We start from the raw sequence: 25,210 nt of genomic DNA on the forward strand, positions 1-25,210 counted from the left end.
AATAACAGGAGATATTTTGTTAAAGCAAAACTTTTGGCAACGCATACTACTGGAAATTAGTGTAACGTTATTAATTGCAATAATACTTGGGATCATTGTTGATAAAATCCTGTTATTTGTATTATCTGCCTTCGTGCTTTTACTATTATGGAATATTTATCACCTCTCTATTTTATCCTCTTGGATTTGGCAGCAAAATACACTTTATCCCCCAACCGGTATGGGAAGTTTTAATATTATTTTTTATGGATTACACAAGCGCCAAAAACGAATGCGGCAAAAGCAAAATGAACTGGCCGAAATCATTAAACGCTTTCGTTACGGCGCCGAGTCAATTCCTGATGCACTGATATTAACCAATAAAGATGGCAAAATTGACTGGTGTAATAAAATTGCTCAGTATCAACTCTATATTCGTTGGCCTAATGATAAAGGACAAAATATTATAAATTTAATTCGCCACCCTGAATTTGCAAGCTATATGCAGAAAAAAAATTTTGCACATCCCCTAACACTATTATTTAATAATAAAAGCTATATTGAATTTCGTATTATTCCCTATATCGATAGCCATTGGATGATTATTGTCCGTGACGTTGACCAACTCTATTTAGCAGAACAGCAGCGTCATGATTTTTTTACTAACGCAAGTCATGAACTAAGAACGCCGTTGACGGTTGTAAAAGGTTATTTAGATATGCTTAATGACGGCTTAGTTCCGCCAAATAGTCAGCAAAAAATCGTTACCACTATGCAAGGTCAAATTGAACGAATGGAGTCATTGGTCGGGCAAATTTTAACCTTAAGCCAGATCGAAAATAATCCCATTAAAAATCAAATTCAATTAATAGATATACCTGAAATATTGCATAATATAATACAAAATATTCGTCAAATTTATCCTCAATATCATGTAAATAGTCATATTGATGATAAATTGATGGTTATGGGACATAAAGACCAGCTTTATGGCGTCGTTAGTAATTTAATTTACAATGCAATCAAACATACTCCGGCCAATACGCATATAACCATCACTTGGCAAAAAACTGCTCAGGGTGCTTATTTTAGCGTCAAAGATACTGGGCTTGGCATTGCCCCTCACCATCAACACCGCCTAACAGAACGATTTTATCAAGTTGAAACAGCAAGAACACATGTAAAAAATAGCTCCGGATTAGGCCTTGCCATAGTGAAACATGCGCTCCAAAATCATACGAATACTAAACTTGAAATACAAAGTGAATTGGGCAAAGGTAGCTGTTTTTCATTTACCTTACCTGCACAATATATTTATAATGACATACATTAAGCCAATGACTTTAATTATCGATAAACTAACTCGGCATAATCTTATAACTTAGTGTTACATCCATTTAGGCGATATTAATGAACATTATTTCAATCCGCAACCAACCTGAATTTGCGGCCAAAGCTATCAGCTATTTTCAACAAAAATGGGCGACAAAAGAATCGATGATGGTATATCAAGATGCCATAATGCGCTCGATTGATGCCAAAAACCCATTACCACAATGGTACTTACTATTTGATGGAGATAACATTATTGGCTGCGCAGGCTTAATTCCTAATGATTTTATAAGCCGATGTGAGCTATACCCTTGGCTTTGTGCACTGTATATTGAAGCCAATCACCGTGGACATGGTTTGAGTCGTTATTTAGTTGATCATATTCTTGAACAGGCTAAATTATTGGGTTTTAACGATGTTCATTTATGTACAGAACTAATTGGTTATTATGAAAAATTGGGTTTTACCTATAATGGATTAGGCTATCATCCTTGGGGAGATTCATCGCGGGTTTATTCTAAAAAGTTCGAAATCTTAGAGCAAAACTAATTTTTGTTAACTTTTGCCCTGTTAACATACCCTTTCAATCAAAAAAACCACTATCGATGATGGGATCTAATCTTTACCTGACAAACCAATTAAACTGGCTATAATTAACCAGTTTAATTGTTGATCCTCATAATTTACTTAGGATAAATTGAGCTACCATCGGTTGAGATCACGTTTTGATACCAAGTAAAAGAGTCTTTTTTATAACGTTTCATCGACCCATTACCTTCATTATCACGATCAACGTAGATAACGCCATAACGTTTTTTCATTTCGCCAGTAGTAAATGAAACAACGTCAATTATCCCCCAAGGCGTGTAACCCATCACATCAACGCCATCTTGATCAATCGCAGTTAACATTGCTTTTATATGCTGGCTTAAGTACGAAATACGCGGCGTGTCATGAATATTAAATTGTGCATCTACCTCATCTATTGCGCCAAAGCCATTTTCAACAATAAATAAGGGTAATTGATAACGCTCATATAACCGGTTTAACGTGTAACGTAAACCTTCTGGATCAATTGGCCAGCCCCAATCGCTACTTTTAATATATGGATTTGGCACAGAATTGGGTAATGCACCATTAACAATATTCTCTTTATTATCATTATTAACGTCCGCTTTAACTACAGTCGACATATAATAACTAAAGCCAATGTAATCGACGGTGCCTTTTTTTAAAATAGCCAAATCATCTTGAGTAATATCTAATTGATAGCCTTTGCGCTCAAATTCTTTGATGGCATAAGACGGATAATATCCTCTAACATGAACATCAGGAAAAAAGAAACGCTGACGCATCGCAATTTCAGCAGCCATAATATCATCAGGGTTACAAGAATAAGGATAGATTGGAACATGAGAAATCATGCAACCAATTTCAAAATCCGGATTGATTTTTCTGCCGGCAATCACCGCTTTAGCGCTCGCAAGTAATTCGTAATGAGCAACTTGATACAATACTTGCTGCGGATCTTCACCTGCCTCAACTTTTACACCTGAATTAGTCCAAAAAAAGATAGGATTAGCGGTATCCATTTGGTTATTAATTTCGTTAAATGTCATCCAATATTTAACTTTAGTTTTATAACGCTCAAAACAGGTTTTAGCAAATCGTTCAAAAAACTCCACCACTTTACGATTTTTAAAACCACCATAATGGCGCGCTAAATGAAGTGGCATTTCAAAATGTGATAACGTAATAACTGGCTCGATCCCATAACGAATAAGCTCATCAAACATATTATCGTAAAACATCAATCCCTCTTCATTAGGTGTTAACTCATCACCTTTAGGGTAGATTCGGCTCCATGCAATTGATGTTCTAAAACATTTTAGCCCAAGCTCAGCTAATAACTTGATATCACTTTTATAATGATGATAAAAATCAATCGCTGTATGGTTGGGATAAAATTTATCGGGATCGATATCTTGAGTAATTTGCCTTGCTACGCCATGTGCGCCTGCCGTCATTACATCAACCACACTTGGGCCTTTGCCGCCCTGATCCCATCCACCTTCAAATTGATGAGCGGCAAATGCACCGCCCCATAAAAATGTTTTCTTTTTCATACAATATCCTTTTACTGTTTAATAATTAATATGGTGTTTTGCGTCGTAACCAATCCTTGATCAATTGGATCAATATATTGGTAATCAGCTGAATTGGTAATAATAACTGGCGTAATTAATGGGCAACCGCTTGCTTTAATTTTTTCCATATCAAAGCTCATTAATAGATCACCTTGTTTAACATTTTGATTAAGTGATACATGATAACTAAAATAAGGCTCAGTTAATTTGACAGTATCAATACCAACATGAATTAACAATTCAACACCCTGCGGTGAAACTAAACCAACAGCGTGACGTGACTTATCAAATAACACCTTAATTTCACCATCAAATGGGGCATAAACATGATTATCGCTAGGCTCTATTGCAACGCCATCACCCATCATCTTTTCTGCAAAAACTGGATCAGGTACAGCAGATAAAGGGAATACTTCACCAATCATTGGGCTTTTAATTTGCACGCTTTCAAACATAATTTTTGGTTGTTCATCGACCGTATCATTCGTTAATGCTTTTTCACCAGTGCCAAAAAACTGTGTTAAAACAATCGGCCCAATTAAGGCAATAATTGAACCAATGACAATACCAACAATTGAGCTAGGATACTCGGCACTAATACCATTAACAATTGTTAGCGGCCCAGGTAAACCTGCATAAGCAAAATAGAATGGGTCAAAAAATCCAGAAACTAAACCACCAATCAGTCCGCAAATACAGCCATAAATAAATGGTTTTTTAAATCTTAAATTAACACCATAAATAGCTGGTTCGGTAATACCAAAAATTCCGGTGATAAACGCAGATAACGAGATACCTTTCATCTCATGATTTTTAGATTTTAGATAGAAACCTAATGCCGCACCAACTTGCCCGATAACAGAAATTGTTTGGAATGCTTGGAACGAATCATGTCCATACATTTGAAAATTAGCCATGACAACTGGCGTTATTCCCCAATGCACACCAAAAATAACAAAGACTTCCCACACGCCCCCTATCACACTACCGGCTAACGGCGCAGAAAGGGCAACTAAGCCATTATAACTATCAGCAATAAAACTTGCGGCATGTGAGCTAATTGGGCCGATAAACACAATTGTTAACGGGATCATAATTAACATACAAATTAACGGTAAAAATAATGGCTTAATGACACTGTTAATTCGTGGCTCTAAAAAACGCTCAAGATATGAAAGTAGCCAAACTAAAAAAAGTGGCGGTAAAACACTTGAAGAATAGACCGTTTCAGATAACGGGATCCCTAAAAAATATAAGTTTTCACCGCTCTTAATTGATGATGCAATTGCGCCCCAATCAGGCGAAACTAAAGCCGCACAGCAAACTAATGCAATATATAAATTACATTTAAAATGCTTTGATGCCGTAATTGCAATCAAGATAGGTAAGAAATGAAATGGTGTCCAAGACATAAAGCTTAACACTTGATATGTCGTTGTCGTATTAAAAGAGGGGTAAGCTAAACAAGTTAAAATAAGAATACCTTGTAAAATCCCTGCTGCTGCTAAAATATAGACAAAAGGCGCAAAAACAGCTGACATGGTTGCGATAATACGATTTAACACCGACATTTTTTGTTCGCTTGGCGCTGCGCCTTCTATGTTAACTAGCTTTAAAAAAGCGTCATAAACCTTATCAACATGAGTACCGATAACAATTTGTAACTGCCCTCCTTTTTCAACCACCGTTATAACACCGGCTAAAGCACTAATTTTTTGTTTGGCGTCTGCCGGTTGATTTTGGGTTACGAGCCTTAAGCGAGTTGCACAGCGAGCGGCACTGATAATATTTTTTTCACCGCCAAGCTCTTGTAAAATTTGCGCTGCTAATTTGTCGTAATCTCTTACTTTTTTAGTCATAACATAACCTCATTATTATTGAGATCAAATTATTACACGCAAACAATAAAATTAGTTACTAACAATTTTATTGTTTGGGATCTAAATCACAAATTATCTGCATTTTAAATTGTAAAAATACCCTAATTAACGCTAAACTATTCGCCAATAATCGTATTTTACGTCGCATAAATAGTTAATAAAAGAATAAAAACCGTTAATAAACAATGAAATAATTAAAAATGAATAAAAAAGAACCTTCGCTTTTTTAATTTATACCTCGTGAATACAAAACCTACCATTGAGATTTTATATGTTGAAATATGATGAAGTAGCACAAAAAATAGAACAACAAATTTATGCTACAAAACCCGTTGCAGGCACGAGACTTGCAAATATTGAAGAGTTAATTAAACACTATGATGTAAGTCGAACCACCATTATTAAAGCGCTCGACCAATTAGAGCGTCGAGGCATTATATACCAACAGCAAGGTAGTGGCATATTTGTTAGGCAGCCCAAAAAAAATGATTATATTAGTTTTATTGAAAGCCATGGCTTTACCAATGATCAAGATCGAATTCCAAGTTCAACCAAAGCCATCGAGCTAAGCATTATCAAACCGACGGCAAAAATTGCTCAAGAGTTACAATGTGATTTAAGTGAGGATATTTATTCGGTTAAACGCATTCGCTATGTTGAAAATAATATTCATTGCCTTGAACAGTCGTATTATCGCAAAAGTTTGGTGCCATATTTAAATTTAGAAATCATATCTGGATCAATTTTTAATTACATCAAACACGTTTTTAATATCAATATTGGTTTTTCTGATAAATATTTTGAAGTAACAACGCTTGACACTGACAGTGCCATGCTACTTGAGCTACCGCAAGGTTCGCCCACGCTCTATGTCGAAGAGATATTTTATACTTCAGCTGGTGAGCCGTTTGATTATTCAGTTAAACATTACCACTATAAAAATAGTAAATACTTTGTCCAAAGTCAGTTGGGCTGACGATTGATTACAAGAGCAAATATTTGCTCTTGTAATCAACAACCTATAAAAATACATCTCTCATTATTTCATGAATTAGGTTTCATACAATACCACTTTAAAAATAATTGACCGACGGTCAGTCTATAATGTATTATTTCTAAAATAGTTAGAAAAGATCACATAATATGCGAACAGTGAAAACCCCTGATGTTAGACGAGCAGAAATATTAGCAGTAGCAAATAATTTATTTCAAAGCAAGGGATATAGTAAAACGGCCGTCGAGGAGATTGTACGTCAAGCAGGTATAGCTAAAGGTACATTTTATTATTACTTTAAATCAAAAGAAGATATTCTTGAAGCACTAACGAAGCAACTTGTCGATGAGATGGCGATCAAATCCAAGCAAATTGCAGATAGTAACGATCGCAATGCAATTGAAAAAATTGTGAGCATCATTAGCCAACAAAATCGTTTACGAAATGAAAAGCAAAATATCGTTGATAGTATGCATTTACCTGAAAATAGAGAACTACATGATCGTATCAACATCAAAATAATAAAAATATTAGGACCTATATTAGCGCAGGTAATTGAGCAAGGTAATAAACAACAACTTTTTCACGTTGATGATCCTCTTAGTACGATTCAGTTTATTTTGGCAGGTTCATTATTCTTGTTTGGGGAAAGTGTATTTAGTTGGACCAAGCAAGAGGAACTGGCACGAAAACAAGCAATGTTAGTTTTAATTGAACGCACATTAGGAGCAAAGCTAGGAGCAATGATGATGCTATTAGAACAATGTCATAATTAATCATACTTTGTATCAATGATATTTTAATTAATTATAGGAATAACTTATGAAAAAACTAATTATTAAAAAATTTATTCACAATGAACTTAATGAATCATTTACTGTTCCCATCGCTTTTATTAATATTTTAAATACTATTTTGCCTAATTCAGCGCTAGCATCACTAATTCAACATGGCTTTGATTTAAAACAAATCACCGATGCCAGCAAGCAGAATCTGCCTTACATAAACCAAGCAAATGTGGTTGAAAAAGGTATAGAAAAAAAAATCATAATCCAATTATCATAAATTTTGGTAGCGGTAAAATTACCGCTACTTCAGGTTTTCATTAAAAGCCAATATCAATGACTGACCTTTTTAATTAAACAATTACAGATCCATTGCGTAATAAAAACGAACAACAAAATAATTAAGGTGCTCATGACTGCTACATCATTTTTAAAGCCATTATAACCGATATTAATTGCAAGGCTGCCTAAACCACCCGCGCCAATCGCCCCAGCCATAGCGGTTAAACCAATTAAACTAATAATACTGACGGCTGAGGCGCGAATAATTGCAGGTAATCCCTCTTTTAAATAGACATAGATAAGAATTTCTAGCGGAGATGATCCCATTGATTTAGCCGCTTCAATAATTCCTTCATCAACTTCCAATAATGCATTTTGAATTTGACGAGCAAAAAATGGTGCAAAACCTATTGTTAAAGGTACTAAAGCGGCGTTCATACCAATCGTTGTGCCAACAATAAATCGAGTAATTGGATAGATTAGTGCAAGTAATATAACAAAGGGAATTGAGCGAAATAAATTAATTACTTTGTCTAAAAAAGAATAACATACGCTATTTGCTAAAATACCATTTGCTTTAGTTGCAACTAATGCAATTGCAAGTACTACGCCTAATACGCCGCCAATAATACCTGAAAAAAAGGTCATATAAATCGTTTCGATGGTACTTTGAATAAATTTATCTGGCATCAAAACAACGTTTGGAAAATATTCGGCAAATAAATGATACATAGTTATCCCTTGTACTATATTGAGTAATAATTTTTGTTTTGTAGTGAGGTTAAACGGCTCACTGAAATATTTTGCTGACTAAGAAAATATTCAGCGGTAATAACCGCCTTCTCATTACCATCAAAGATCACAATTAGACTACCTACTGGCTGGCGCTGAATGATCTCTAAATGGCTATATAAAATAGTGACCTTGATTTGGTATAACTGATATAACTGACTAACAAAAGGTGAAAAATGATTATTGCCCGTAAAACGCAGCTCAAAAAGAGTCTGATTTTTTAATTCGTTAGCGAGTAATGGGTGATTAAAAATCGTTTCATAGGCTTGCTCAATATTTGATGCAGTTCGAATAAAGTCTTGCGTCAAGGCTTGCTTTGGATGACTGAAAATATTGACGATATCATCTTGCTCTATTACTTGACCATGTTCCATCACCGCAACTTGGTGGCAGATCTCTTTTACTACCTGCATCTCATGAGTAATTAAAACAATGGTTAAATCAAGCCTTTGATTTAACTCTTTTAATAATTTTAAAATGGCCTGAGTCGTTTTAGGATCTAAGGCACTGGTCGCTTCATCGCACAATAAAATATTAGGATCATTAGCTAATGCCCTTGCAATAGCAACGCGCTGCTTTTGGCCACCAGAAAGCTGTGACGGATAAACGTGCATTTTATCCGTCAACCCGACCAACTCAAGTAGCTGAATTACCTTTTGCTTTTTATCACTTTTAGACAAAATTGAATCACGTAGTGGATATAAGACATTGTCATAAACAGTGCGAGAATTCATCAGATTAAAATGCTGAAATATCATTCCAATTTTTTTTCTAGCTTGGCGTAACTTAGCCGATGTTAAGGTTAATAAATTTTGTTGATTTACCGTAACCTGACCCAAAGTAGGTTTTTGTAACAAATTAATCACTCGCACCAGCGTTGATTTGCCGGCCCCACTGTAGCCAACAATACCAAAAATTTCGCCTTTTTTAACCGATAAATTAACTCCTTTTACCGCGTATAATGGCTGTTTATTTTTATCATTAAAGATCACATCAATGTTTTCTAACTTAATCATATTTCGCAACTTAATATTATTAAAAGGGATTTATCGCTTATCATTCATCCTAAATATTAGTACCGACTTATCTTAATGCTGGTGGAATAAACCAATAATTATGTTGATTATGCGCGCTTAAATACTGTTTGAATTGTTCACTGTGATAAGCTGCAACTACCGCTTTAGCCCATGGTGAATCTTCATTAACTTGTTTAATTGTTACAACTAAAATTAAGTGCTCCAAAATATCTTCCGCTAATAATGTACTGTTAATATCAACACTTGCTGCATAAGCAACACTGCCGGGAATAATTGCGTAATCAACATCGGCTAATGAACGTGGGATTGTTGCAGAATCGATTTCAATAATATTGAGGTTATATTTATTACCAGCAATATCGCTAGCCGATACTTTGGTTAAATCAGTGCCCTCTTTAAATGTAAGCCAGCCCGCTTTTTGTAATAATGTATAAGCTCTCGCAGTATTTGATGGATCTACCGGAATTGCTACCGTATCACCTTTAGCGACTTTATCTAATGACTTTTTCTTACCGCCATAAATTCCAGCTGGCACGGTTGGGATCTGGGTAATGCCAATTAGGTTAGCGCCAGTACTTTTATTAAAATCTTGGTAGTAAGCAGTATGCTGGTCAACATTTAAATCGATATCGCCATCATTAAGTGCAACATCAGCCTGACGCAAATTAGTAAAATCAATTACAGTTATTTGATAACCTTCTTTTTCTAAAATGGGCTTAATTGCGCTTAAGAACAGTTCACTGTAAGGACCAGGTGAAGTACCAACTTTAATAATGTGTTTACTTTGATTATGAGTACTTTGATCGGCGTTATCGCAGCTGGCTAAACCACTCATAAAAATTAATGGTACAAGTAGCGTTAGTAGTTTTTTCATTATTTATCCCTAATATAATCCTGATAAGGTATTGTTTTAGTAATAATCTAACAATAAAAATCTGACTAACTAAATATGAATTAAGCATAATCATATAGCGTTTAGTTATATATTAAGCATGATAAATTCAATTGGCTGCTAATGAGTGAACGATGAAATTAGAAATAAGTTTGTGACTTTTTCACAAACTTATTAAATGATAAAAAGGGAAAGTAAATTAGCCTAAAACCCGCCTAATACATGCTTTAGAGATATTAACGCCATCGACCATAGCAGTGGTGTCAAAATGCATATCGGGATGATGTAAACCAGGCACTAAATCTACGCCTAATCCCCAAAATCCGGCTTTAATGTGTGCTCTTTCGCGTGGATAATTAAAAAAGTCTTCTCCACCGGGTGTATAAATTGGCGCCTTTAAGCCCGCTTCGCCCAGTACATCTTTAATGCTTTCAGCGATAATGTCAGTAACTTCATCATGGATCACAGCGGCTGGGATCTCTTTGGAAACTAACATGTTAGCATTTGCACCAATCGATTTTGCAGCAAACTCAATCGCGTTAAGTACTTTAGCTTTTAACTCATCCATTGCCTCATTAGTTGGTGCTCTTAAATCCCAGCAAACATGAGCCTTAGCAGGAATAGCATTAGTAACCCCTGCATCACAAATGCAGCGCGTCGCTTTAGCGCTATAATTAAGGGCTGGATTTAAATGAAGACTATTAACGGCTTGTATCGCAAGTGATGCGGCATCAAGGGCATTAATACCTAGATGCGGACGCGCACCATGCGCAGGAATACCAATAAAATCAACTTCAATGGTTGTCGAGGCAGAATAATACATTGCAGGAGAAGCAAAGCCCTTGGGGCACTCATCTTTAGGGCGCAAATGCAATCCAATAATCATATCGACATCATCAATAACCCCGCCCTCAATCATGGCTAACGCGCCAGAACCTAGTTCTTCAGCTGGCTGAAAAATAAATTTGATACGGCCCTTATTCACGATGTTTTCTTGCATAATTTGCTCGGCGGTCGTTAGTGCAATAGACGAATGCGCATCATGGCCACAGGTATGCATTGCGCAGTGTTTGCCATCAATAATATGACCAAGCGCGTCCATATCTGCTCGTAGCGCTAACGTAGGCCCTGGTTTACCACTGTCATAAAGCGCCGTGATCCCAGTTGTATTATTGACGTGCTCACAAACGTCATATCCTGCATTTTTGAGGCGCTGACTGATATACGCTGCGGTTTTGTGTTCAACAAACCCAAGTTCGGGAATAGTGTGTAAATATTTATAATGTTCTAGTACTTGTGACATGCTTACTCCTTTAAATTAGAGAGAAATAATAACTCTCATCACTAGCATTGCAATAATCGCATTAAGAATGCTCGTTACCATCAGTAATGGCCAGTATCGTTTAGGCACGTCTGCTACACCTAAAAGGCGCCCCATATATTGTAACTGTGAGCCCATTAGAAAAATAGCTGGCGCCAAAATAGTGATATCGGTAATACCTAGTTGCTGGTGGGCAAATAGGCTTACCGCAACACCAGTCCCCGCTGATGCCGATAACCACGCAGTTAAGAGCACAGTTATTGCAACGCCTGGTAGATTAAAAATCGACATTGCTGGTGAAAAAACAATGCCTAAAAAATCCATTAAGCCTAGTAAATTAAGAATTTGCGCAATAACATAAGCCATTAATACATTAGGCATTAGATTATTAATAGCAATATTAAAGCCTTTTCTAGCACCAATGATAAAAATATCAAATGGGTTATTTGTCTCTTTTTTAGTCGTATTATTCATTAGTAAAAGTCCTTTTTATAAAATGTATTTAATGCAATACGAACAAAAATAGCGCCAACAAATTTCATTACAAACATTAAAATTAATGGAATAACAACGGGCACCGTTAGCCACGCAAATAGAGCCGAGCCAATAGCAAAATAGTTATTAATTAGCCCCGCGCCTGAATATTGCCACGAGCCCATAATGATTAACTCTTTTTGGCCAATCACTTTCTCATCATATAATTCTTTAGTTAAAGCGGCCCCCGCATCAGTACTTTGTAAATCGGTAATTAAAGCAAGGCCAGTTAAACCCGGTAAACCTAAAACTGGTTTTAATAATGGTGTAAGTAATTTATGTGCAGCTCGAATTGCGCCGTAATGAGTAAAAATTTCAAGCACCCCAAGTGCTAGCATTACCGTTGGGACTAATGATAGTGCAAATAAAAAACCAGCCTTGGCACTAATTCCAGCTTCACCAACAAAGGTATTTTTCGCTGGGTTTTGCATCGTACCAAATGACCCACCAAGGGTTGTAAAATCGAATGCTCCTAGCCATTTCATGCCATCTACATTAAGAAAAAGGCCTGAAAAAAAGAGGATAGCAACAATAAGTGAAAGATAAGCTTTAATACCGATTTTAATCGGTACCTTATGGGATTTATCACTATTACTCGACATGTAGAGTATCTCCTAATATTATTTTATATAGTTATGTATTATCGATGTGGGATCGTTTATTACGACATAGCGGAAAGAGGATCCATAAATACTTTATCATATAATTTTAGTAACGTTATTTGGCATTGCTATTTTTTATAATACAATGAGTAGAAATAACCCTATTTTATTATATTAATGATGTTCATTTTAGAAAATTAAGTTCGTCAGCCTTGCAATAAAAGGAACATTATGCAAATCCCTGCAAATATGCTTATAAAGCAGACAGCTTATTGGAATATTAACCATCGTATTAATTCTGCGCTACCAGGCTATATTATGTTAAGTTCTAGATTAGATGAGGGGCAACTGCATTTACTGCCCCAAAAAGCTTTAACAGAGATGACATATTTGATGTCTAAAATTGACTATGCGTTAAATGAATTACTGACGCCCAACCACCTATATATAAGCCGCTATGGCCATAATAAAAATTTAGCTATTCATTTTCACTTTATTCCAATCACTCAGTGGTTAATCAATCTTTTTTGGCAAGATCAAAGATATCGCCAATTGCAGTCTTTTGGCGCTGAAAACCCTGAAACAATAACAGATGGTGCTGAGCTTACATTTTTTATATGGCGAGAATTTTGTGAACGACCCGATCCTCCGATTTATCAAGGACCAAGTCGAGAGATGATAATTGAAAAACTAAAAGTCATGCTGGCTTAGGTGAAGGATTTTAACCAAGCGATTTCCTCAGCCCAAATATCGGGATCGATAGTTTCTAAAATTAACGGGATTTCATCGATGCGAGGATCTTGCATAATATACTCAAAGGCTATTTTGCCAATATTTCCTTTACCAAGGCTGTTATGCCTGTCGACATGGCTAGCCAGTTCACTTTTAGCATCATTTAAATGCATGCCGCGTAAGTATTTAAAGCCAACTATTTTATCAAATTCATCAAAAGTTTCATCGCACGCTTTAACCGTGCGTAGATCATAGCCGGCAGCAAATGCATGGCAAGTATCAATGCAAACACCCACTCGCGATTTATCTTCAACTTGATGTATAATTTGCGCTAAATGTTCGAACTTGTAACCTAAGTTTGAGCCTTGTCCGGCGGTATTTTCAATCACGGCTACCACATTTTTGCTTTTATCAAGCGTGATATTAATTGACTCAGCAATGCGAGCAAGGCAGTTATCAACCGATATTTGCCTTAAATCACTACCAGGATGGAAATTTAATAGTGTTAAACCCAGCTGCTCACAGCGCTGCATTTCATCTAAAAATGCAGCTCGCGATTTTTCTAACTGCTCACTTTCTGGATGACCTAAGTTAATCAAATAGCTATCATGAGGCAAGATTTGTTTACTACTATAACCATATTTTTCGCAGTTTAATTTAAACTTATCAATCGTTGCACGTTCAAGTGGCTTTGCTTGCCATTGACGCTGATTTTTCGTAAATAGAGCAAAAGCCGTCGCACCAATTTGATTTGCATTAATCGGGGCATTATCAACGCCGCCCGATGCACTAACGTGGGCACCAATATATTTCATGCTTTATCTCTCCATTTATTTAAACTAACCATACGATAAATTATTGCACCTATCATAGCTAATCCAACTATTATCTTAAAGCTATTACAATAATTAGATTTATAAATAGCGCCAGTCAGTCTAATGATAATTAATGGTTAAAATTCTATGGTGTGTTTTTTCATTATAATGATACGTTACAATAAAAAAATAACGAAAACATCTAAAACGTTTATTTAGATGTTTAAATCATCGTAATTATAGTAATTATTTATTATTACGTTGCAGCTGATCACGTAAATTAGGCGGTAATCCTTTAATCACAAGCGTATCGGTTTGAGCATCCCATCGAATTCGTTCGCCTAAAAGGTCTGAATCAAAATTAATCGTCAATCCGCCACCACTACCCGAGAATTTTTTCAATTGGCGTAATGTCGCGCGATCAACTGGAAACTCTTCATCAAGATCATAATCTTGACCGGCAACAAAAGACGTAAAATTATTATCATCTGACGTTGGTAGCTCTTTAGCCAAATTAGACAATTTTATCTCTTCACCTGCTTCTAACTGCCCTTTACAATAACCGTAGACTTGTTCGCGCACGGCTTTTTTCTCTTGCTTATCAAGTTGAATTTCCTGACAATAATCATCAACAGCTTGGACTAGATTCTTATTTTGGTTTTTTGCATTTAAGCCTTCGCTAGCCCCTAAATAATCCATAAAGAAGTCTGACACTTTTCGACCAACACGGCCTTTTAAAAACGTTAAATACCGCTTAGAATCAGGATCGGTTTGCCACTCAGTAATGTCGATTCTTGCAATAATATCAGCGTGATCAATGTCTAGATATTGAGTTTGGTTAATTTCAAGCTTGTCATTAACTAACATACTATGGCAAGTATTTAGTACGGCTATTAATAAATATTCAACGGCTAAATAACGATAGAGGCAAAATACTACTGAACCACCTTCCGCAAAAGGATACTTCGCAAGTTCATTACGTAATTGTTTAACCGATTGTTGGCTAAAATTTAAAAAATCTTGATTACCTAATTTCATCTCTTTAACTGATGTTTCAAATAAGCTATTTTCATGGAATAAACCATAAGCTTTCGCTTTATTATTATAAACACGGTTAATATCAGCGATTAAATCAGTAACAACCTGATGATTTTCAAGCACTGAATCACGTAATACGACATCAATTTCTGTCTCACTTTTTCGGATCAATTGATGAAGTATAATTTGTTCAATTTGTAAACTCATTGGCTAACCTATCTTTGGTTGATAAACATTAGTGCTATTTTAACAGAAATTATCAAAAAAATGCGTATAAACAATTTATTTGTCTGTTAGAATAGCCACAATTCAAATAAGACTATAAGTATATTTTAATAGCAAAATGTATTGATTAGCCTTAATTCATGCAAGTATATTCACTTTTGCTCACTACATAAATAAAAAAGATCCGCTGATGGCAACCAATTATAAAGATTTTACCGACAAAAAAATGAGTTCACTCTTCTGGCAATACGCTTTACCTGCGATTATTGGCACAACCGTGAATACACTTTACAACATTATTGATGGTATTTTTATTGGCCATTGGATCGGCCGTGAGGCATTAAGTGCTGCGGGATTAATCCTACCAGTTATGACCATTGCGGCCGCAATTGGTTTATTAATCGGTGTTGGCTCTGCAAGTCGGATTTCGATTTTTTTAGGCCAAAAAGCACAAGATAAAGCGGAACGAATTATTGGCTCGTCATTTGTACTAACATTGTTACTAAGTGGCATAACGCTTGCCGTTTTAATGATATTTATTGATCCACTGCTCTACCTTGTTGGTGCAAGCGAGGTTACCCATACTTATGCCAAACAGTTTTTACAAATATTTTTACCAGGAAGCCTCTTTTTAACATTATCCTTTAACTACGCGAATATGATGAGGGCTTGTGGTTACCCATTAAAAGCAATGCTGATTATTTTATCAACCGTTGTTGCAAATATTATCTTAGCGCCCATTTTTATTAAGTTATTTGATTGGGGAATGCGCGGAGCTGCCCTTGCAACAACTATCGCAATGATGCTTAGCTTTATTTTGGTCATGATTCATTTTACTAGCAATAAAAGCGTTGTCAGGCTTCGATTAAAAAACCTACGCCTTGATAAAGAGTCAATTTTAGATATTTTATCAATTGGTATGTCGCCCTTTGCGATGCAAGTTGCAACGTCAGTTGTGGTTGTATTTATTAACTGGCAACTCAATCACTATGCGCCATTAGCCAATATTAGTGGTGATGATGCAATTGCAGCTTATTCAAACGCCAATCGATTAATTACCTTGTTTATTATGGTTGTTATTGGCGTTAATCAAGGGATGCAGCCAATTGTCGGTTATAATTATGGTGCGCAAAACTATGCTCGCGTTAAAGAGACGTTTTTTTATGCTGTTAAAATTGCAACAGTCATCACCGGTATTGGTTTTTTACTTGGTATGTTTATTCCCAATTTATTAGCCAGTGCCTTTACCTCAGAGCAAGATATGATTGACTTATCATCAACCGCGCTGCGTTATATTACGCTATTATTTATTTTGATTGGCTTTCAGATGGTAACAACGAGCTTCTTCCAATGTATTGGTATGGCAAAAATATCTATCATTCTAAGTTTATCAAGGCAAGTTTTAATACTATTACCTACGCTCTATATTTTGCCAAAGTTTTTAGGTTTAGATGGTGTTTGGTTAGCCGCTCCCGTTTCTGATTTACTTGCAAGCATACTTGCCTATTTAACTCTTTACTGGTATTTCAAATCAGTCAAAAATCGCCATGGGCATGTTACGGCATAATTCAATGATAATTATTAAAAAATAGGATTAAGTTATTTATTTGATATACAAATAGTTATTTTCTATTTAAAAAGTAACTATAGAATCACTTAATTGTATTAGCTCAGATTCCACCTGCCCCCCTACGGTACAGACCTAAACCTAATCTGACAGGCAGCTCTGTGCCAGAAACGGACATTCCTAACTTCTCGCCAAACTATGGGTGCTGTAATTATATCTGTCCTTATTAATCAATAGCCTAGCTAGTCGAATAATCATCAGGATCTGAAATAGGTGATTTTCTTCTTGTTCACCCATGTGAAATTATTTAAAAAAAACTAACAAATGTGTCTATTTCGTGATTGTAATAGTTAATAATGATTTGCTCTTGGGTTAGTAAGTTAGTTGGTGAACGTTGAGTAAAAAATTGACAATCCTTGATAAAATGAGATTGGTCATAATAACCTTCTTCTAACATAGCATCAAATAATAGTGTCCCTGATGAAAGCCTGTGTAACGTTCTCTGAAAGCGAGCTGTGCGTTGGAAATAACGGGCATCGACACCAAGATAGCAACGTAACCGTCTCTGAAGTGTACGTGTATTTATGTCTAGTAACTGTCTAAACTCACTATATGGAATACCACGATAAAGTTTTTCTATCGGCTGCAAAAAATTGATATTGCGACGAGATCGGTTAGTAAGCTCTTGTCGTATCCAATGGCTTAGAATGGGGGCTCCTTGTTTAAGAATTATTTCTGCTTTCGTAGGAAAAACACCCAATTCATCGAGATGTAACACCTGATCACAGAGAAGATCTAACGGTATATTAAAAATTTCGAACCAAGCAGCAGAGCGTAGTCGTAGACTTAATATATGGCCTTGTTTACAAGTGGAAAAAATCAGACGGCTGTAGCGTGGACTAAGTAATATCACAGCACCTTGATTAACTAAAAAATTCTGAGGTAAGCCATACTGAGATATGCTTGTTATCGAAAAATTATCTCCCAAATTAAAAAGAATCTCAGCGCCCGTCCCTGGGAAAATTTCTGGTAAAATGTCGTTTTTATTGAAGCTCCATTCCCAACAATGAGCTAGCCAAGGCGCCAAATCGGGTTGAGGTCGGTATCTGCGGCATAGCATATATGGTGCAATATTTAAGATTCAGAAGATGACATGAACAGTGTATCACCGCTGAGGTTATCCAAGCAAGGATGACGATCAAAACGTACAACACCAACATGCATCCGTCCGTCGACAGCCTTCACTATGCTAGCAACCCCCAAATAACCGAATCCTGCACATAACTCTATTGCTTTGATACCTTCGAGACATAAATCATCAATTATCATACAGCCTTGATGATAATCATGCACTGCGACCATTTTAACATGAACCTTGTCTGTCTTTACCCAAGACATGTGCTTTTTAGAGTCAGCAGCCGGCGCAACAAAAATAAAGGCGGCTTTAAAAATATCAGACATATTGAAACTCCTCTTAAATAAAATGAGTTATCAGTCTACCTAAGGGCACAAAAATAGAATTGTACCGAAGCGACACTGAAGTGGGACTTTTCTGAGTTAAATACTAATCTTTGAGTAAAACGATTGAGAACTTCCGCCTTTCGCTCAAAGCAGACTGTCAGATTTGATTGTATGCTACAAGTGAAAACCGTCAGATTAAGTCGGAACGAATACAACTAATGGCCTTCACTTGTTCTTGATACTCATCACTTAAGCTATCTAAATATAGTTTGGATTTTTATTTATTAATTCCTTTACTGTATCGATACCAATTGTCGAATTTCCAAAAAGCCGATGAGAAACAATTCCAGCCATTCCTACTGCTGCAACTTTTATAACTTTTCCAACATTAGTTTTAATAGCATCTAATGTACTATTTTCAATTAATTTTTCATCGAATAAAGATAACTGACTGACTAATTAATTCACTTGAAACAACAGTTAAAGGACAATTTGAAAAATCGCTTTCCCACGCGTCAATATAAATTGTTGGATGATTTCTTGCTAATAATTCTATATATAAGCGTTTTAAAAATTCAGTTTTACCTGAACCCCATTCACTATCTATATTTAAAACAAACCCCTCCTTCTCACCAGTTATATAAGATGCTATAAACTCACCATATGCCTTTCTATTTAATTTACAATTATCAAAATTAAAATTATTTTTTTAATATGAATATTTTGCATTATCAATAATAGCCATTATATGATTCCCTTTAATTATTTAACTTGATTATAACTAAATGTTACTTTTTAATGCATAAATTTGATGGACTAAATTATAATTATCACGCAATAATTAACGGTTAAAACGGATATTAGTAAGTTTTTCAATTAACTGATAAATGGACTGGGTTAATTCCCCCATAAACTGATGATAGCTAAATGACTTTTGGCTAATTGCGTCAAGCTGGGATTCCCAGTGGGCAGTCATATCCGGTACGGTCATAACCGTTGGTAGCATATTAATTAATTGCCGCCCGATTTCAGTTGAGCGAATAGTTTTACCTTGGCGCGTTAAAAACTCACGTTTAAACAGTAACTCAATAATTCCTGCGCGCGTTGCTTCGGTGCCTAAGCCATCGGTTTCCCTTAAGATTTTTTTGATTTCAGGATCATTCACAAAGCGCGCAATTCCCGTCATTGCCGATAGTAGTGTTGCATCACTAAACGGCTTAGGGGGTGAGGTTTCTTTACTAATTAGCTCAGCATCAATACATAATGCTTGCTCACCTTTTTTAACTAGTTTAGTCAGTAATGGCTCCGACTCTTCTGCATTAACATTTTGAGTATTTTTAAATAATACTTTCCAGCCCTCAGCTAACATTTGATTCGCTTTAGCGATAAATTTACCACCGACAATATCGACATCAATTTGCAGCTCAGCGTAACGATAATTCGGGTAAAACTGGGCTAAATATTGAGTTGCAACCATGGTGTAAACAGCAAATTCATTATGGTTTAAGCGCGTGGTATCTGCTTTTCTTAGTGTTGGAATAATGGCATGATGCGCTTCAACTTTTTTATCATTCCAGACCTTAGTTCTAATCTTTAAATCTGCATTTAAAATCGCATCTTGTAAGTTGGTGCAATTATTGCTAATTGCGGCTATTATGCCATCAATTTGCTGTAGATGCTCTTCAGGTAAAAAGCGGCTATCAGAACGAGGATAGGTGATTAATTTATGTTTTTCATATAATGACTGGCATGTATCTAATACATCTTGCGCACTTAAACCAAGTTTTTTGGCCATTTCAATTTGCAATGCCGATAAATTAAATGGCATCGGCGGCGCTAATTCTTTCTTTTTATTGCTGACGTTTTCAATGAATGCTGGCTGGTTTTTGATGCGCTCACAAACATTTTCGGCTAATGCTTTAATTAAAAGCCGGCCTTCTTCATCTTGATAAGGTGCGCATGCTTCGCTTGGTTGCCATTTTGCTTTAAAGGTTTCTTGATGCTTAGTTTGAATGATGGCAAAAACTTCATAGAACGGTTTACTGACAAAATTTTCAATATCGAGATCTCGCCTAACGACTAAACCAAGTATCGGCGTTTGTACTCGGCCGATTGATAGCACGCCTTTATAACCCCGATTTTGACCTTTTATCGTACATAATCGGCTCATATTAATGCCGTAAAGCCAATCGGCTCTTGCTCTTGCTAAAGCTGAGGTTGATAGCGGAACAAAATCATAATTATCACGTAAATTATTGAGTGATTTTTCAACGGCAGAAGCATTAAGATCACTAATTAAACAGCGCTTAACTAGACGAAGTTTATCGTTTGGGATTTTGCAGTAGTTTAGCACTTCATCAATCAGTAATTGGCCTTCACGATCGGGATCGCCTACATGTACAATTTCAGTTGCCTTACCGATTAAACCAACTAAAACATTAAACTGCTTTTGGGTACTGTTTTTAGGTAATAATACCCAGCTTTGAGGAATAATAGGTAGATCGCTAATTTGCCATTTTTTATAGCGCTCATTATAACTATCTGGTGGGGCTTGTTCGAGTAAGTGACCGATACACCAACTGACAATATCGCCATTACCGACACGAATAAAACCGTCACCTTTTTGGTGCGGTTTGGGTAACACATCGGCAACCGCTCTTGCTAAGCTTGGCTTTTCAGCAATGAATAATTTATAACCATTAGTAGAAATCTGACTCATAAACAACAATAACCAATAATATATGCAAAATAGTTTTTATCTAAATGATAACCAAGTTTTTGAGCTAAATTAAGCGAAGCCTCGTTGTGAGCATCCCAGTTTGGATAAATATTTTTATCTAAACATGTCATTATCAATTTTGCACTACAAATTAACGCTAACCCCTTACGCCTTTCCGTTTCTTTTGTATCGACTTCAATCTCAATACCGTTTTTATAGGCTGCGTAAGATGATGCTCCGGCAACAATTATATCATTTTTTAGTGCAACTACACCAATACCTCGCAGTTTAAATTCTTTGTAAGATTTAAAATTAGCACAAAGATCTTTGCCCCAGTCAGAGAGTAATATTTGCTGATATAATGTGTTATCGATGAGTTTTAATTGATACTCTGACGGTAGCTGTAAAACGATTTTTTCAAGCTTATTAATATCAAATAATGTGTTATTTTTAAAAGCATAACGGGTTATTTTTTGGGCGTTGCTCGCATATATTTTTTCAATAAGCGTTGCCCATTGTTGATTAGGCGGCACCATTATAGCGAAATTACTGTGGTAGGAACTGGGCTTAAAACTGGCTAAGTGGTAATTTTCAGTACCGGCAAAAAAATAGAATTCACCAATAATAATTAAAGCCGACTTAGGGTTATTTAAATCATCGACATAGCCCTTTCCCATATAACCTTGAAAGTACGATTGTATAAACGTCTTATCACAACTTAGGAATAATTGCGCAATCGATGCCCTATCTTGTACATCATAAATAACCATGAAAATTTACCTTAGTATGCCTAAATATTATTTATGACTTTAGAGATATAAATTACATCCATTTTTTAGACTTTAACCAAATAATTGAACCAATACATACCGCAATAATGATAATAACGAAGGCTCCAAATGACCATTTTGCTTCACTAAATGGAATGCCAGCTAAATTTACCCCAAGTAAGCTAGTTAAAAAAGTCAGTGGCATAAAAATAAGCGTAACTAAGGTCATTAAATAAATACGTTTATTGGTTGATTCGGCTAAAAATCCGTTGATTTGCTCCATTAATGAACCCAGCCTTAATAAGCAGCTATCAATGTCACTAATGTAATGACTTTGCTGATTAGATATATCATGCAAATGTTGCCGATCATTATCATCAATCCATGATATTCGCTCAGTTGAGATGCGAACAAAAATATCTCGTTGTGGGGATAATAGTCGCCGTAAAACAATCAACTGTTTACGAACTCGGCCAATTTCTTTATAAGAAAAAGTGCGTTGATTTAGTGCATTATCTTCAAGCCTAATAATATTATTATGTACATTATCAAATGATATATTAACTTGATCACTAATTAATTGAGAAATTTGAATCAGCCAATCAGCCACATCAACAGGGCCAATTCCTTTATCTAAGTTTTCCTTTAAGAAAGCGATGGCATCAATTTGTTGGTGACGAGTTGAAATAATTAAATTATCAGTAATGTAAAAACGAAATGTGACAATTGGATCAGGTAATGCGTTTGGCGTTATATTAACCCCTTTTAATACCACTAAAATACCACTATCAAACCGCGCCTCTTTAGCTATTTGAATTGGTTTTAGTAATTCTTCTTTAGCCAGGTCAGATAGCAATTGAGTTGAGTTTACCCAATCAATGGTTTGTGGGTTGGTAAAATCCAAATGTAGCCAGCAAGGTTGTTTTACTGTTGCTTGTCCATCAGGCGCAATTGCTATCGACTTTCCTTTGCCATCTAATTGGCAACTGTATATGGGGGCGCAAGATAAAAGTAAACTATTTTTTATCGGCAAAATAGCCGGCACAGTTGTACTATCATGGTTTGGCGCTACAGTTTGGTTTAACTCATTCATGACTATTATCCATAGATTAATAAAATTACTTCATATTGTCTTTTAAGATCGCGCCAGATTGCTGGCTAATAATGCTATTTTTATCGCTGGTTGGTAAATCATTATTTGAAAAGCGAGTATTACTGTTATCATTTTTTGGTGTCGATTTGCTTGTAATGCTATTAATTATCATAACAACAAAAAGTAAGCCAATAATAGCACTTATAATACTTACGCTGGTCTTATTTTTACTAATATTAACCGCATCAAGTGGGCTTTTTGCTTGCGGTCTATCAGGGCTATTATTGATATTAACTTGATCATTATTTAAAGAATAATCAGTGTTACAATTTTTGCAATGATATCGCTCATTATCCAGATTTGCCTTGTGATTATAACCACATTTAGGACACGTAATTGCTTTTATTTGTTTACCCATCATCAATAACCTAGCCGCTATTGTGGTATTCAATTGTTGCTAAATTATATACTTAAAAGCTTAAATAGCCTATTTTTATCATTAGGTAACAAAGCTAAAAAAATCCGCTAACCTTTTGCCTTGCTAAGGTTTTTTGTAGCTTATTAATTTGCTCACTATTCACTAATAATCGATATTTTTTTGCTTTAGATAAAGATATATTTGTTTTGGTTTGCCATTCATCAATGCTCCATAAGACGATGTCTTGCCAGCAATATTGATTAATTGTTGGTGGTAAATCGGTTATGCCTAATGCTGCTAGCCATAGAACAAATGATGATTGTTTAGCTAATTGAAACTGGGCAAAGAGATTATTGGCCTGTTGCTCACTAATACTTGGAATATTAGCAAAGTCATTAAGTTCTAGTTCTAACCAGCTAATCACCGAGGTGACTTTGCCTTCATTTACCAACTTTAACCAAGTTGCTTGGCCGATATGATTAAAATTGAAACCCTGTTTACCACTCAACCAAGCCAGGCGCGCTAAAAACTGTTGATGACAAGCCTTACTATATGTAAAGCATGTCATAAATGTATAAACTTTTTCATCAGGTAATAGCTGCTTTTTACGATCGAATGCGCGCCAAACAATTGATTTTAACTGTGGAATACTCTGCCCTGATAATTTAACGGCAATGCTATCACCAATAGCAATATCAGTTTTGATAAGTTGATTAATTGAACCGAGGTATAAACGGGTTATTTTTTTACTATCAATGGTAATGGGTTCAATATAAATAATTGTTGATATTTTACCGGTTCGGCCAACAGAAAATTGAATATCTTTAACGACGGTTAGTTTTTCTTGTATTGGGTATTTCCAAGCGATAATCCAATACGGTTCTTTAACCTGCCAATATTGCCCTGCTGGCCTTTTGCCTTCGCGAATAATAATACCGTCGGTGGGATAATTAAGCGGGGAGTTAAATAATTGTTCACGAATTGCCTGTGCCTGCAAAAAAGTGCTAATGGCTGTTGTATCATCAACCCCATAATTAAATCCCATCTGTTTTAACTCTGTTAAGCGCTGCGTCATCATTGGTGGCCCAGCTGGCCATTCCCATACCCAAAATCGAATTTGGCTTAATTTTTCGTGATTTGGTAATTTTTCCATTAAAGCGCCAGCAACTTTTGAACGATAGTTATTGCTGCCATGCTGCTTTTGTATATGGTTTTCAACCAGCCAAAATAGCTCGCCTTGTAATAAAACCTGTGGCGTGAGAGTTATTATTTTTTGAGGTACCATGGGCATTAATTTGACTTTTTCGGTCCAGTTTTCACCATAGCTACCGTTTCCGCGGCTAATTGCTGAAACTAATATGCCATGTTCATAGATGAGTGTCACCGCAACGCCATCTATTTTAGGCTGCAACCAAAGATCCGTTTTATTTACCATCCAGTTTTTTATTGCATCGATTGATGTTAGTTTTTTTACGCCAGTATGAACAACTGGATGAATAATTTTATGGTTGATTATCACTTGCTGACTAAAATCAGTTTGTTGATAATTTGGAAAACAAATAAGCAACTGTTGGTAACGATTTAGCACTTGATCATAGACTTCATCAGGAATTAATGAATGTCCGTTAATAAAATAGGCATTATCCCAAATCGCAATTTGACTTTCGAGTGAAAGTAGCTCTTTTTCGGCTTGGTAGGTAGTAAAATTTGGGCAATTCGCCCACCCCATATTAGCTAGTAATAAAATTATCAGCACAATTTTTTGCATAACTAACCACATAAATTAGATTAAAAA

The 25,210-nt window shown here is 35.7% G+C and carries 24 protein-coding genes; 7 read left to right on the forward strand and 17 right to left on the reverse strand.

Going from position 1 to position 25,210, the window contains the following annotated elements; translation table 11 throughout:
- The first annotated feature begins 16 nt into the window (after nucleotides 1-16).
- Both phoR and RHO14_08660 read left to right on the forward strand, forming a co-directional pair.
- On the forward strand, nucleotides 17-1,312 hold the full coding sequence (phoR, locus tag RHO14_08655; protein ID WVD70424.1) for a phosphate regulon sensor histidine kinase PhoR: 1,296 nt from the start codon (nucleotides 17-19) through the stop codon (nucleotides 1,310-1,312).
- A gap of 77 nt (nucleotides 1,313-1,389) precedes the next feature.
- Nucleotides 1,390-1,860, forward strand: a complete 471-nt coding sequence (locus RHO14_08660; protein WVD70425.1) for a GNAT family N-acetyltransferase — start codon at nucleotides 1,390-1,392, stop codon at nucleotides 1,858-1,860.
- 134 nt (nucleotides 1,861-1,994) lie between these two features.
- Here the strand turns inward: RHO14_08660 and RHO14_08665 are convergent, their stop codons facing one another.
- Together RHO14_08665 and RHO14_08670 are read right to left on the reverse strand one after the other, a co-directional pair.
- Nucleotides 1,995-3,437, reverse strand: coding sequence for a 6-phospho-beta-glucosidase (locus tag RHO14_08665; protein ID WVD70426.1), 1,443 nt, complete (start codon nucleotides 3,435-3,437; stop codon nucleotides 1,995-1,997).
- A gap of 11 nt (nucleotides 3,438-3,448) precedes the next feature.
- The gene (locus tag RHO14_08670) at nucleotides 3,449-5,317 is read right to left on the reverse strand and encodes a glucose PTS transporter subunit IIA (protein ID WVD70427.1); all 1,869 of its coding nucleotides are present in this window, start codon (nucleotides 5,315-5,317) and stop codon (nucleotides 3,449-3,451) included.
- Nucleotides 5,318-5,609: 292 nt separating this feature from the next.
- Between RHO14_08670 and RHO14_08675 the strand changes: the two genes are divergently transcribed.
- The 3 genes from RHO14_08675 to RHO14_08685 all read left to right on the forward strand — a co-directional run bounded on the left by RHO14_08675 (nucleotide 5,610) and on the right by RHO14_08685 (nucleotide 7,397).
- Nucleotides 5,610-6,314 (forward strand): GntR family transcriptional regulator, encoded by a 705-nt coding sequence (locus tag RHO14_08675; protein ID WVD70428.1) that lies wholly within the window; start codon nucleotides 5,610-5,612, stop codon nucleotides 6,312-6,314.
- A gap of 167 nt (nucleotides 6,315-6,481) precedes the next feature.
- Entirely contained in the window at nucleotides 6,482-7,108 is a 627-nt protein-coding gene (locus RHO14_08680) for a TetR/AcrR family transcriptional regulator (GenBank protein WVD70429.1), read from the forward strand.
- A 46-nt stretch (nucleotides 7,109-7,154) separates the two neighbouring features.
- Entirely contained in the window at nucleotides 7,155-7,397 is a 243-nt protein-coding gene (locus tag RHO14_08685) for a hypothetical protein (protein ID WVD70430.1), read from the forward strand.
- 53 nt (nucleotides 7,398-7,450) lie between these two features.
- Here RHO14_08685 and RHO14_08690 read toward each other — a convergent pair whose 3' ends face one another.
- The 6 genes from RHO14_08690 to RHO14_08715 all read right to left on the reverse strand — a co-directional run bounded on the left by RHO14_08690 (nucleotide 7,451) and on the right by RHO14_08715 (nucleotide 12,577).
- Nucleotides 7,451-8,131, reverse strand: coding sequence for a methionine ABC transporter permease (locus tag RHO14_08690; GenBank protein ID WVD70431.1), 681 nt, complete (start codon nucleotides 8,129-8,131; stop codon nucleotides 7,451-7,453).
- A 14-nt stretch (nucleotides 8,132-8,145) separates the two neighbouring features.
- Nucleotides 8,146-9,207, reverse strand: coding sequence for a methionine ABC transporter ATP-binding protein (locus RHO14_08695; GenBank protein ID WVD70432.1), 1,062 nt, complete (start codon nucleotides 9,205-9,207; stop codon nucleotides 8,146-8,148).
- A 67-nt stretch (nucleotides 9,208-9,274) separates the two neighbouring features.
- A complete protein-coding gene (locus RHO14_08700) occupies nucleotides 9,275-10,102 on the reverse strand; it encodes a MetQ/NlpA family ABC transporter substrate-binding protein (GenBank protein ID WVD70433.1) in 828 nt (275 codons plus the stop codon).
- Nucleotides 10,103-10,319: 217 nt separating this feature from the next.
- The gene (locus RHO14_08705) at nucleotides 10,320-11,423 is read right to left on the reverse strand and encodes an amidohydrolase (protein ID WVD70434.1); all 1,104 of its coding nucleotides are present in this window, start codon (nucleotides 11,421-11,423) and stop codon (nucleotides 10,320-10,322) included.
- A gap of 15 nt (nucleotides 11,424-11,438) precedes the next feature.
- The gene (locus RHO14_08710; protein ID WVD70435.1) at nucleotides 11,439-11,915 is read right to left on the reverse strand and encodes a YjiG family protein; all 477 of its coding nucleotides are present in this window, start codon (nucleotides 11,913-11,915) and stop codon (nucleotides 11,439-11,441) included.
- Nucleotides 11,915-12,577: a nucleoside recognition domain-containing protein gene (locus RHO14_08715; GenBank protein ID WVD70436.1), complete on the reverse strand. Its 663-nt coding sequence runs from the start codon at nucleotides 12,575-12,577 to the stop codon at nucleotides 11,915-11,917. Before RHO14_08715 ends, RHO14_08710 begins: the two co-directional genes overlap by 1 nt.
- Nucleotides 12,578-12,808: 231 nt before the next feature.
- On the opposite strand from RHO14_08715, the gene RHO14_08720 reads away from it, so the two are divergent.
- A complete protein-coding gene (locus RHO14_08720; GenBank protein WVD70437.1) occupies nucleotides 12,809-13,288 on the forward strand; it encodes a hypothetical protein in 480 nt (159 codons plus the stop codon).
- On the opposite strand, the gene nfo is transcribed toward RHO14_08720, so the two are convergent.
- Both nfo and yejK read right to left on the reverse strand, forming a co-directional pair.
- Nucleotides 13,285-14,124 (reverse strand): deoxyribonuclease IV, encoded by an 840-nt coding sequence (gene nfo / locus RHO14_08725; protein ID WVD70438.1) that lies wholly within the window; start codon nucleotides 14,122-14,124, stop codon nucleotides 13,285-13,287. The genes RHO14_08720 and nfo overlap by 4 nt on opposite strands.
- A 246-nt stretch (nucleotides 14,125-14,370) precedes the next feature.
- Entirely contained in the window at nucleotides 14,371-15,369 is a 999-nt protein-coding gene (gene yejK, locus RHO14_08730) for a nucleoid-associated protein YejK (protein ID WVD70439.1), read from the reverse strand.
- Nucleotides 15,370-15,577: 208 nt separating this feature from the next.
- On the opposite strand from yejK, the gene RHO14_08735 reads away from it, so the two are divergent.
- Nucleotides 15,578-16,954, forward strand: a complete 1,377-nt coding sequence (locus RHO14_08735) for an MATE family efflux transporter (GenBank protein WVD70440.1) — start codon at nucleotides 15,578-15,580, stop codon at nucleotides 16,952-16,954.
- A gap of 307 nt (nucleotides 16,955-17,261) precedes the next feature.
- Here the strand turns inward: RHO14_08735 and RHO14_08740 are convergent, their stop codons facing one another.
- From RHO14_08740 to ligB, 7 genes are all read right to left on the reverse strand, one after another.
- A complete protein-coding gene (locus tag RHO14_08740; GenBank protein WVD70441.1) occupies nucleotides 17,262-18,074 on the reverse strand; it encodes a helix-turn-helix domain-containing protein in 813 nt (270 codons plus the stop codon).
- A gap of 14 nt (nucleotides 18,075-18,088) precedes the next feature.
- On the reverse strand, nucleotides 18,089-18,415 hold the full coding sequence (locus RHO14_08745) for a DUF6506 family protein (GenBank protein ID WVD70442.1): 327 nt from the start codon (nucleotides 18,413-18,415) through the stop codon (nucleotides 18,089-18,091).
- Nucleotides 18,416-19,256: 841 nt separating this feature from the next.
- The gene (locus tag RHO14_08750) at nucleotides 19,257-21,134 is read right to left on the reverse strand and encodes a DNA topoisomerase III (protein ID WVD70443.1); all 1,878 of its coding nucleotides are present in this window, start codon (nucleotides 21,132-21,134) and stop codon (nucleotides 19,257-19,259) included.
- A complete protein-coding gene (locus RHO14_08755) occupies nucleotides 21,131-21,904 on the reverse strand; it encodes a GNAT family N-acetyltransferase (GenBank protein WVD70444.1) in 774 nt (257 codons plus the stop codon). The genes RHO14_08750 and RHO14_08755 overlap by 4 nt, the downstream gene beginning before the upstream one ends.
- 52 nt (nucleotides 21,905-21,956) lie before the next feature.
- Nucleotides 21,957-22,997 carry a zinc transporter ZntB gene (gene zntB, locus RHO14_08760; GenBank protein WVD70445.1) on the reverse strand — a complete coding sequence of 347 codons (1,041 nt, stop codon included), beginning with the start codon at nucleotides 22,995-22,997 and terminating at the stop codon, nucleotides 21,957-21,959.
- Between the two features lie 25 nt (nucleotides 22,998-23,022).
- The gene (locus RHO14_08765) at nucleotides 23,023-23,418 is read right to left on the reverse strand and encodes a hypothetical protein (protein WVD70446.1); all 396 of its coding nucleotides are present in this window, start codon (nucleotides 23,416-23,418) and stop codon (nucleotides 23,023-23,025) included.
- A gap of 91 nt (nucleotides 23,419-23,509) precedes the next feature.
- Nucleotides 23,510-25,183 carry an NAD-dependent DNA ligase LigB gene (gene ligB, locus RHO14_08770; GenBank protein ID WVD70447.1) on the reverse strand — a complete coding sequence of 558 codons (1,674 nt, stop codon included), beginning with the start codon at nucleotides 25,181-25,183 and terminating at the stop codon, nucleotides 23,510-23,512.
- Nucleotides 25,184-25,210 lie beyond the last annotated feature (27 nt).

Source organism: Orbaceae bacterium lpD04 (genome assembly GCA_036251935.1).
GTDB classification, from domain to species: Bacteria; Pseudomonadota; Gammaproteobacteria; order Enterobacterales; family Orbaceae; genus Orbus; species Orbus wheelerorum.

Coding starts and splice junctions, on each gene's coding strand:
- RHO14_08660 (WVD70425.1), top strand. CDS start 1,390: ATGAACATTATTTCAATCCGCAACCAACCTGAATTTGCGGCCAAAGCT.
- RHO14_08740 (WVD70441.1), bottom strand. CDS start 18,074: ATGCTATGCCGCAGATACCGACCTCAACCCGATTTGGCGCCTTGGCTA.
- RHO14_08720 (WVD70437.1), top strand. CDS start 12,809: ATGCAAATCCCTGCAAATATGCTTATAAAGCAGACAGCTTATTGGAAT.
- RHO14_08765 (WVD70446.1), bottom strand. CDS start 23,418: ATGATGGGTAAACAAATAAAAGCAATTACGTGTCCTAAATGTGGTTAT.
- RHO14_08745 (WVD70442.1), bottom strand. CDS start 18,415: ATGTCTGATATTTTTAAAGCCGCCTTTATTTTTGTTGCGCCGGCTGCT.
- RHO14_08705 (WVD70434.1), bottom strand. CDS start 11,423: ATGTCACAAGTACTAGAACATTATAAATATTTACACACTATTCCCGAA.
- RHO14_08690 (WVD70431.1), bottom strand. CDS start 8,131: ATGTATCATTTATTTGCCGAATATTTTCCAAACGTTGTTTTGATGCCA.
- RHO14_08665 (WVD70426.1), bottom strand. CDS start 3,437: ATGAAAAAGAAAACATTTTTATGGGGCGGTGCATTTGCCGCTCATCAA.
- RHO14_08750 (WVD70443.1), bottom strand. CDS start 21,134: ATGAGTCAGATTTCTACTAATGGTTATAAATTATTCATTGCTGAAAAG.
- RHO14_08715 (WVD70436.1), bottom strand. CDS start 12,577: ATGTCGAGTAATAGTGATAAATCCCATAAGGTACCGATTAAAATCGGT.
- RHO14_08695 (WVD70432.1), bottom strand. CDS start 9,207: ATGATTAAGTTAGAAAACATTGATGTGATCTTTAATGATAAAAATAAA.
- yejK (WVD70439.1), bottom strand. CDS start 15,369: ATGAGTTTACAAATTGAACAAATTATACTTCATCAATTGATCCGAAAA.
- RHO14_08675 (WVD70428.1), top strand. CDS start 5,610: ATGTTGAAATATGATGAAGTAGCACAAAAAATAGAACAACAAATTTAT.
- RHO14_08680 (WVD70429.1), top strand. CDS start 6,482: ATGCGAACAGTGAAAACCCCTGATGTTAGACGAGCAGAAATATTAGCA.
- zntB (WVD70445.1), bottom strand. CDS start 22,997: ATGAATGAGTTAAACCAAACTGTAGCGCCAAACCATGATAGTACAACT.
- RHO14_08735 (WVD70440.1), top strand. CDS start 15,578: ATGGCAACCAATTATAAAGATTTTACCGACAAAAAAATGAGTTCACTC.
- nfo (WVD70438.1), bottom strand. CDS start 14,124: ATGAAATATATTGGTGCCCACGTTAGTGCATCGGGCGGCGTTGATAAT.
- RHO14_08670 (WVD70427.1), bottom strand. CDS start 5,317: ATGACTAAAAAAGTAAGAGATTACGACAAATTAGCAGCGCAAATTTTA.
- RHO14_08755 (WVD70444.1), bottom strand. CDS start 21,904: ATGGTTATTTATGATGTACAAGATAGGGCATCGATTGCGCAATTATTC.
- RHO14_08685 (WVD70430.1), top strand. CDS start 7,155: ATGAAAAAACTAATTATTAAAAAATTTATTCACAATGAACTTAATGAA.
- RHO14_08700 (WVD70433.1), bottom strand. CDS start 10,102: ATGAAAAAACTACTAACGCTACTTGTACCATTAATTTTTATGAGTGGT.
- RHO14_08710 (WVD70435.1), bottom strand. CDS start 11,915: ATGAATAATACGACTAAAAAAGAGACAAATAACCCATTTGATATTTTT.
- ligB (WVD70447.1), bottom strand. CDS start 25,183: ATGCAAAAAATTGTGCTGATAATTTTATTACTAGCTAATATGGGGTGG.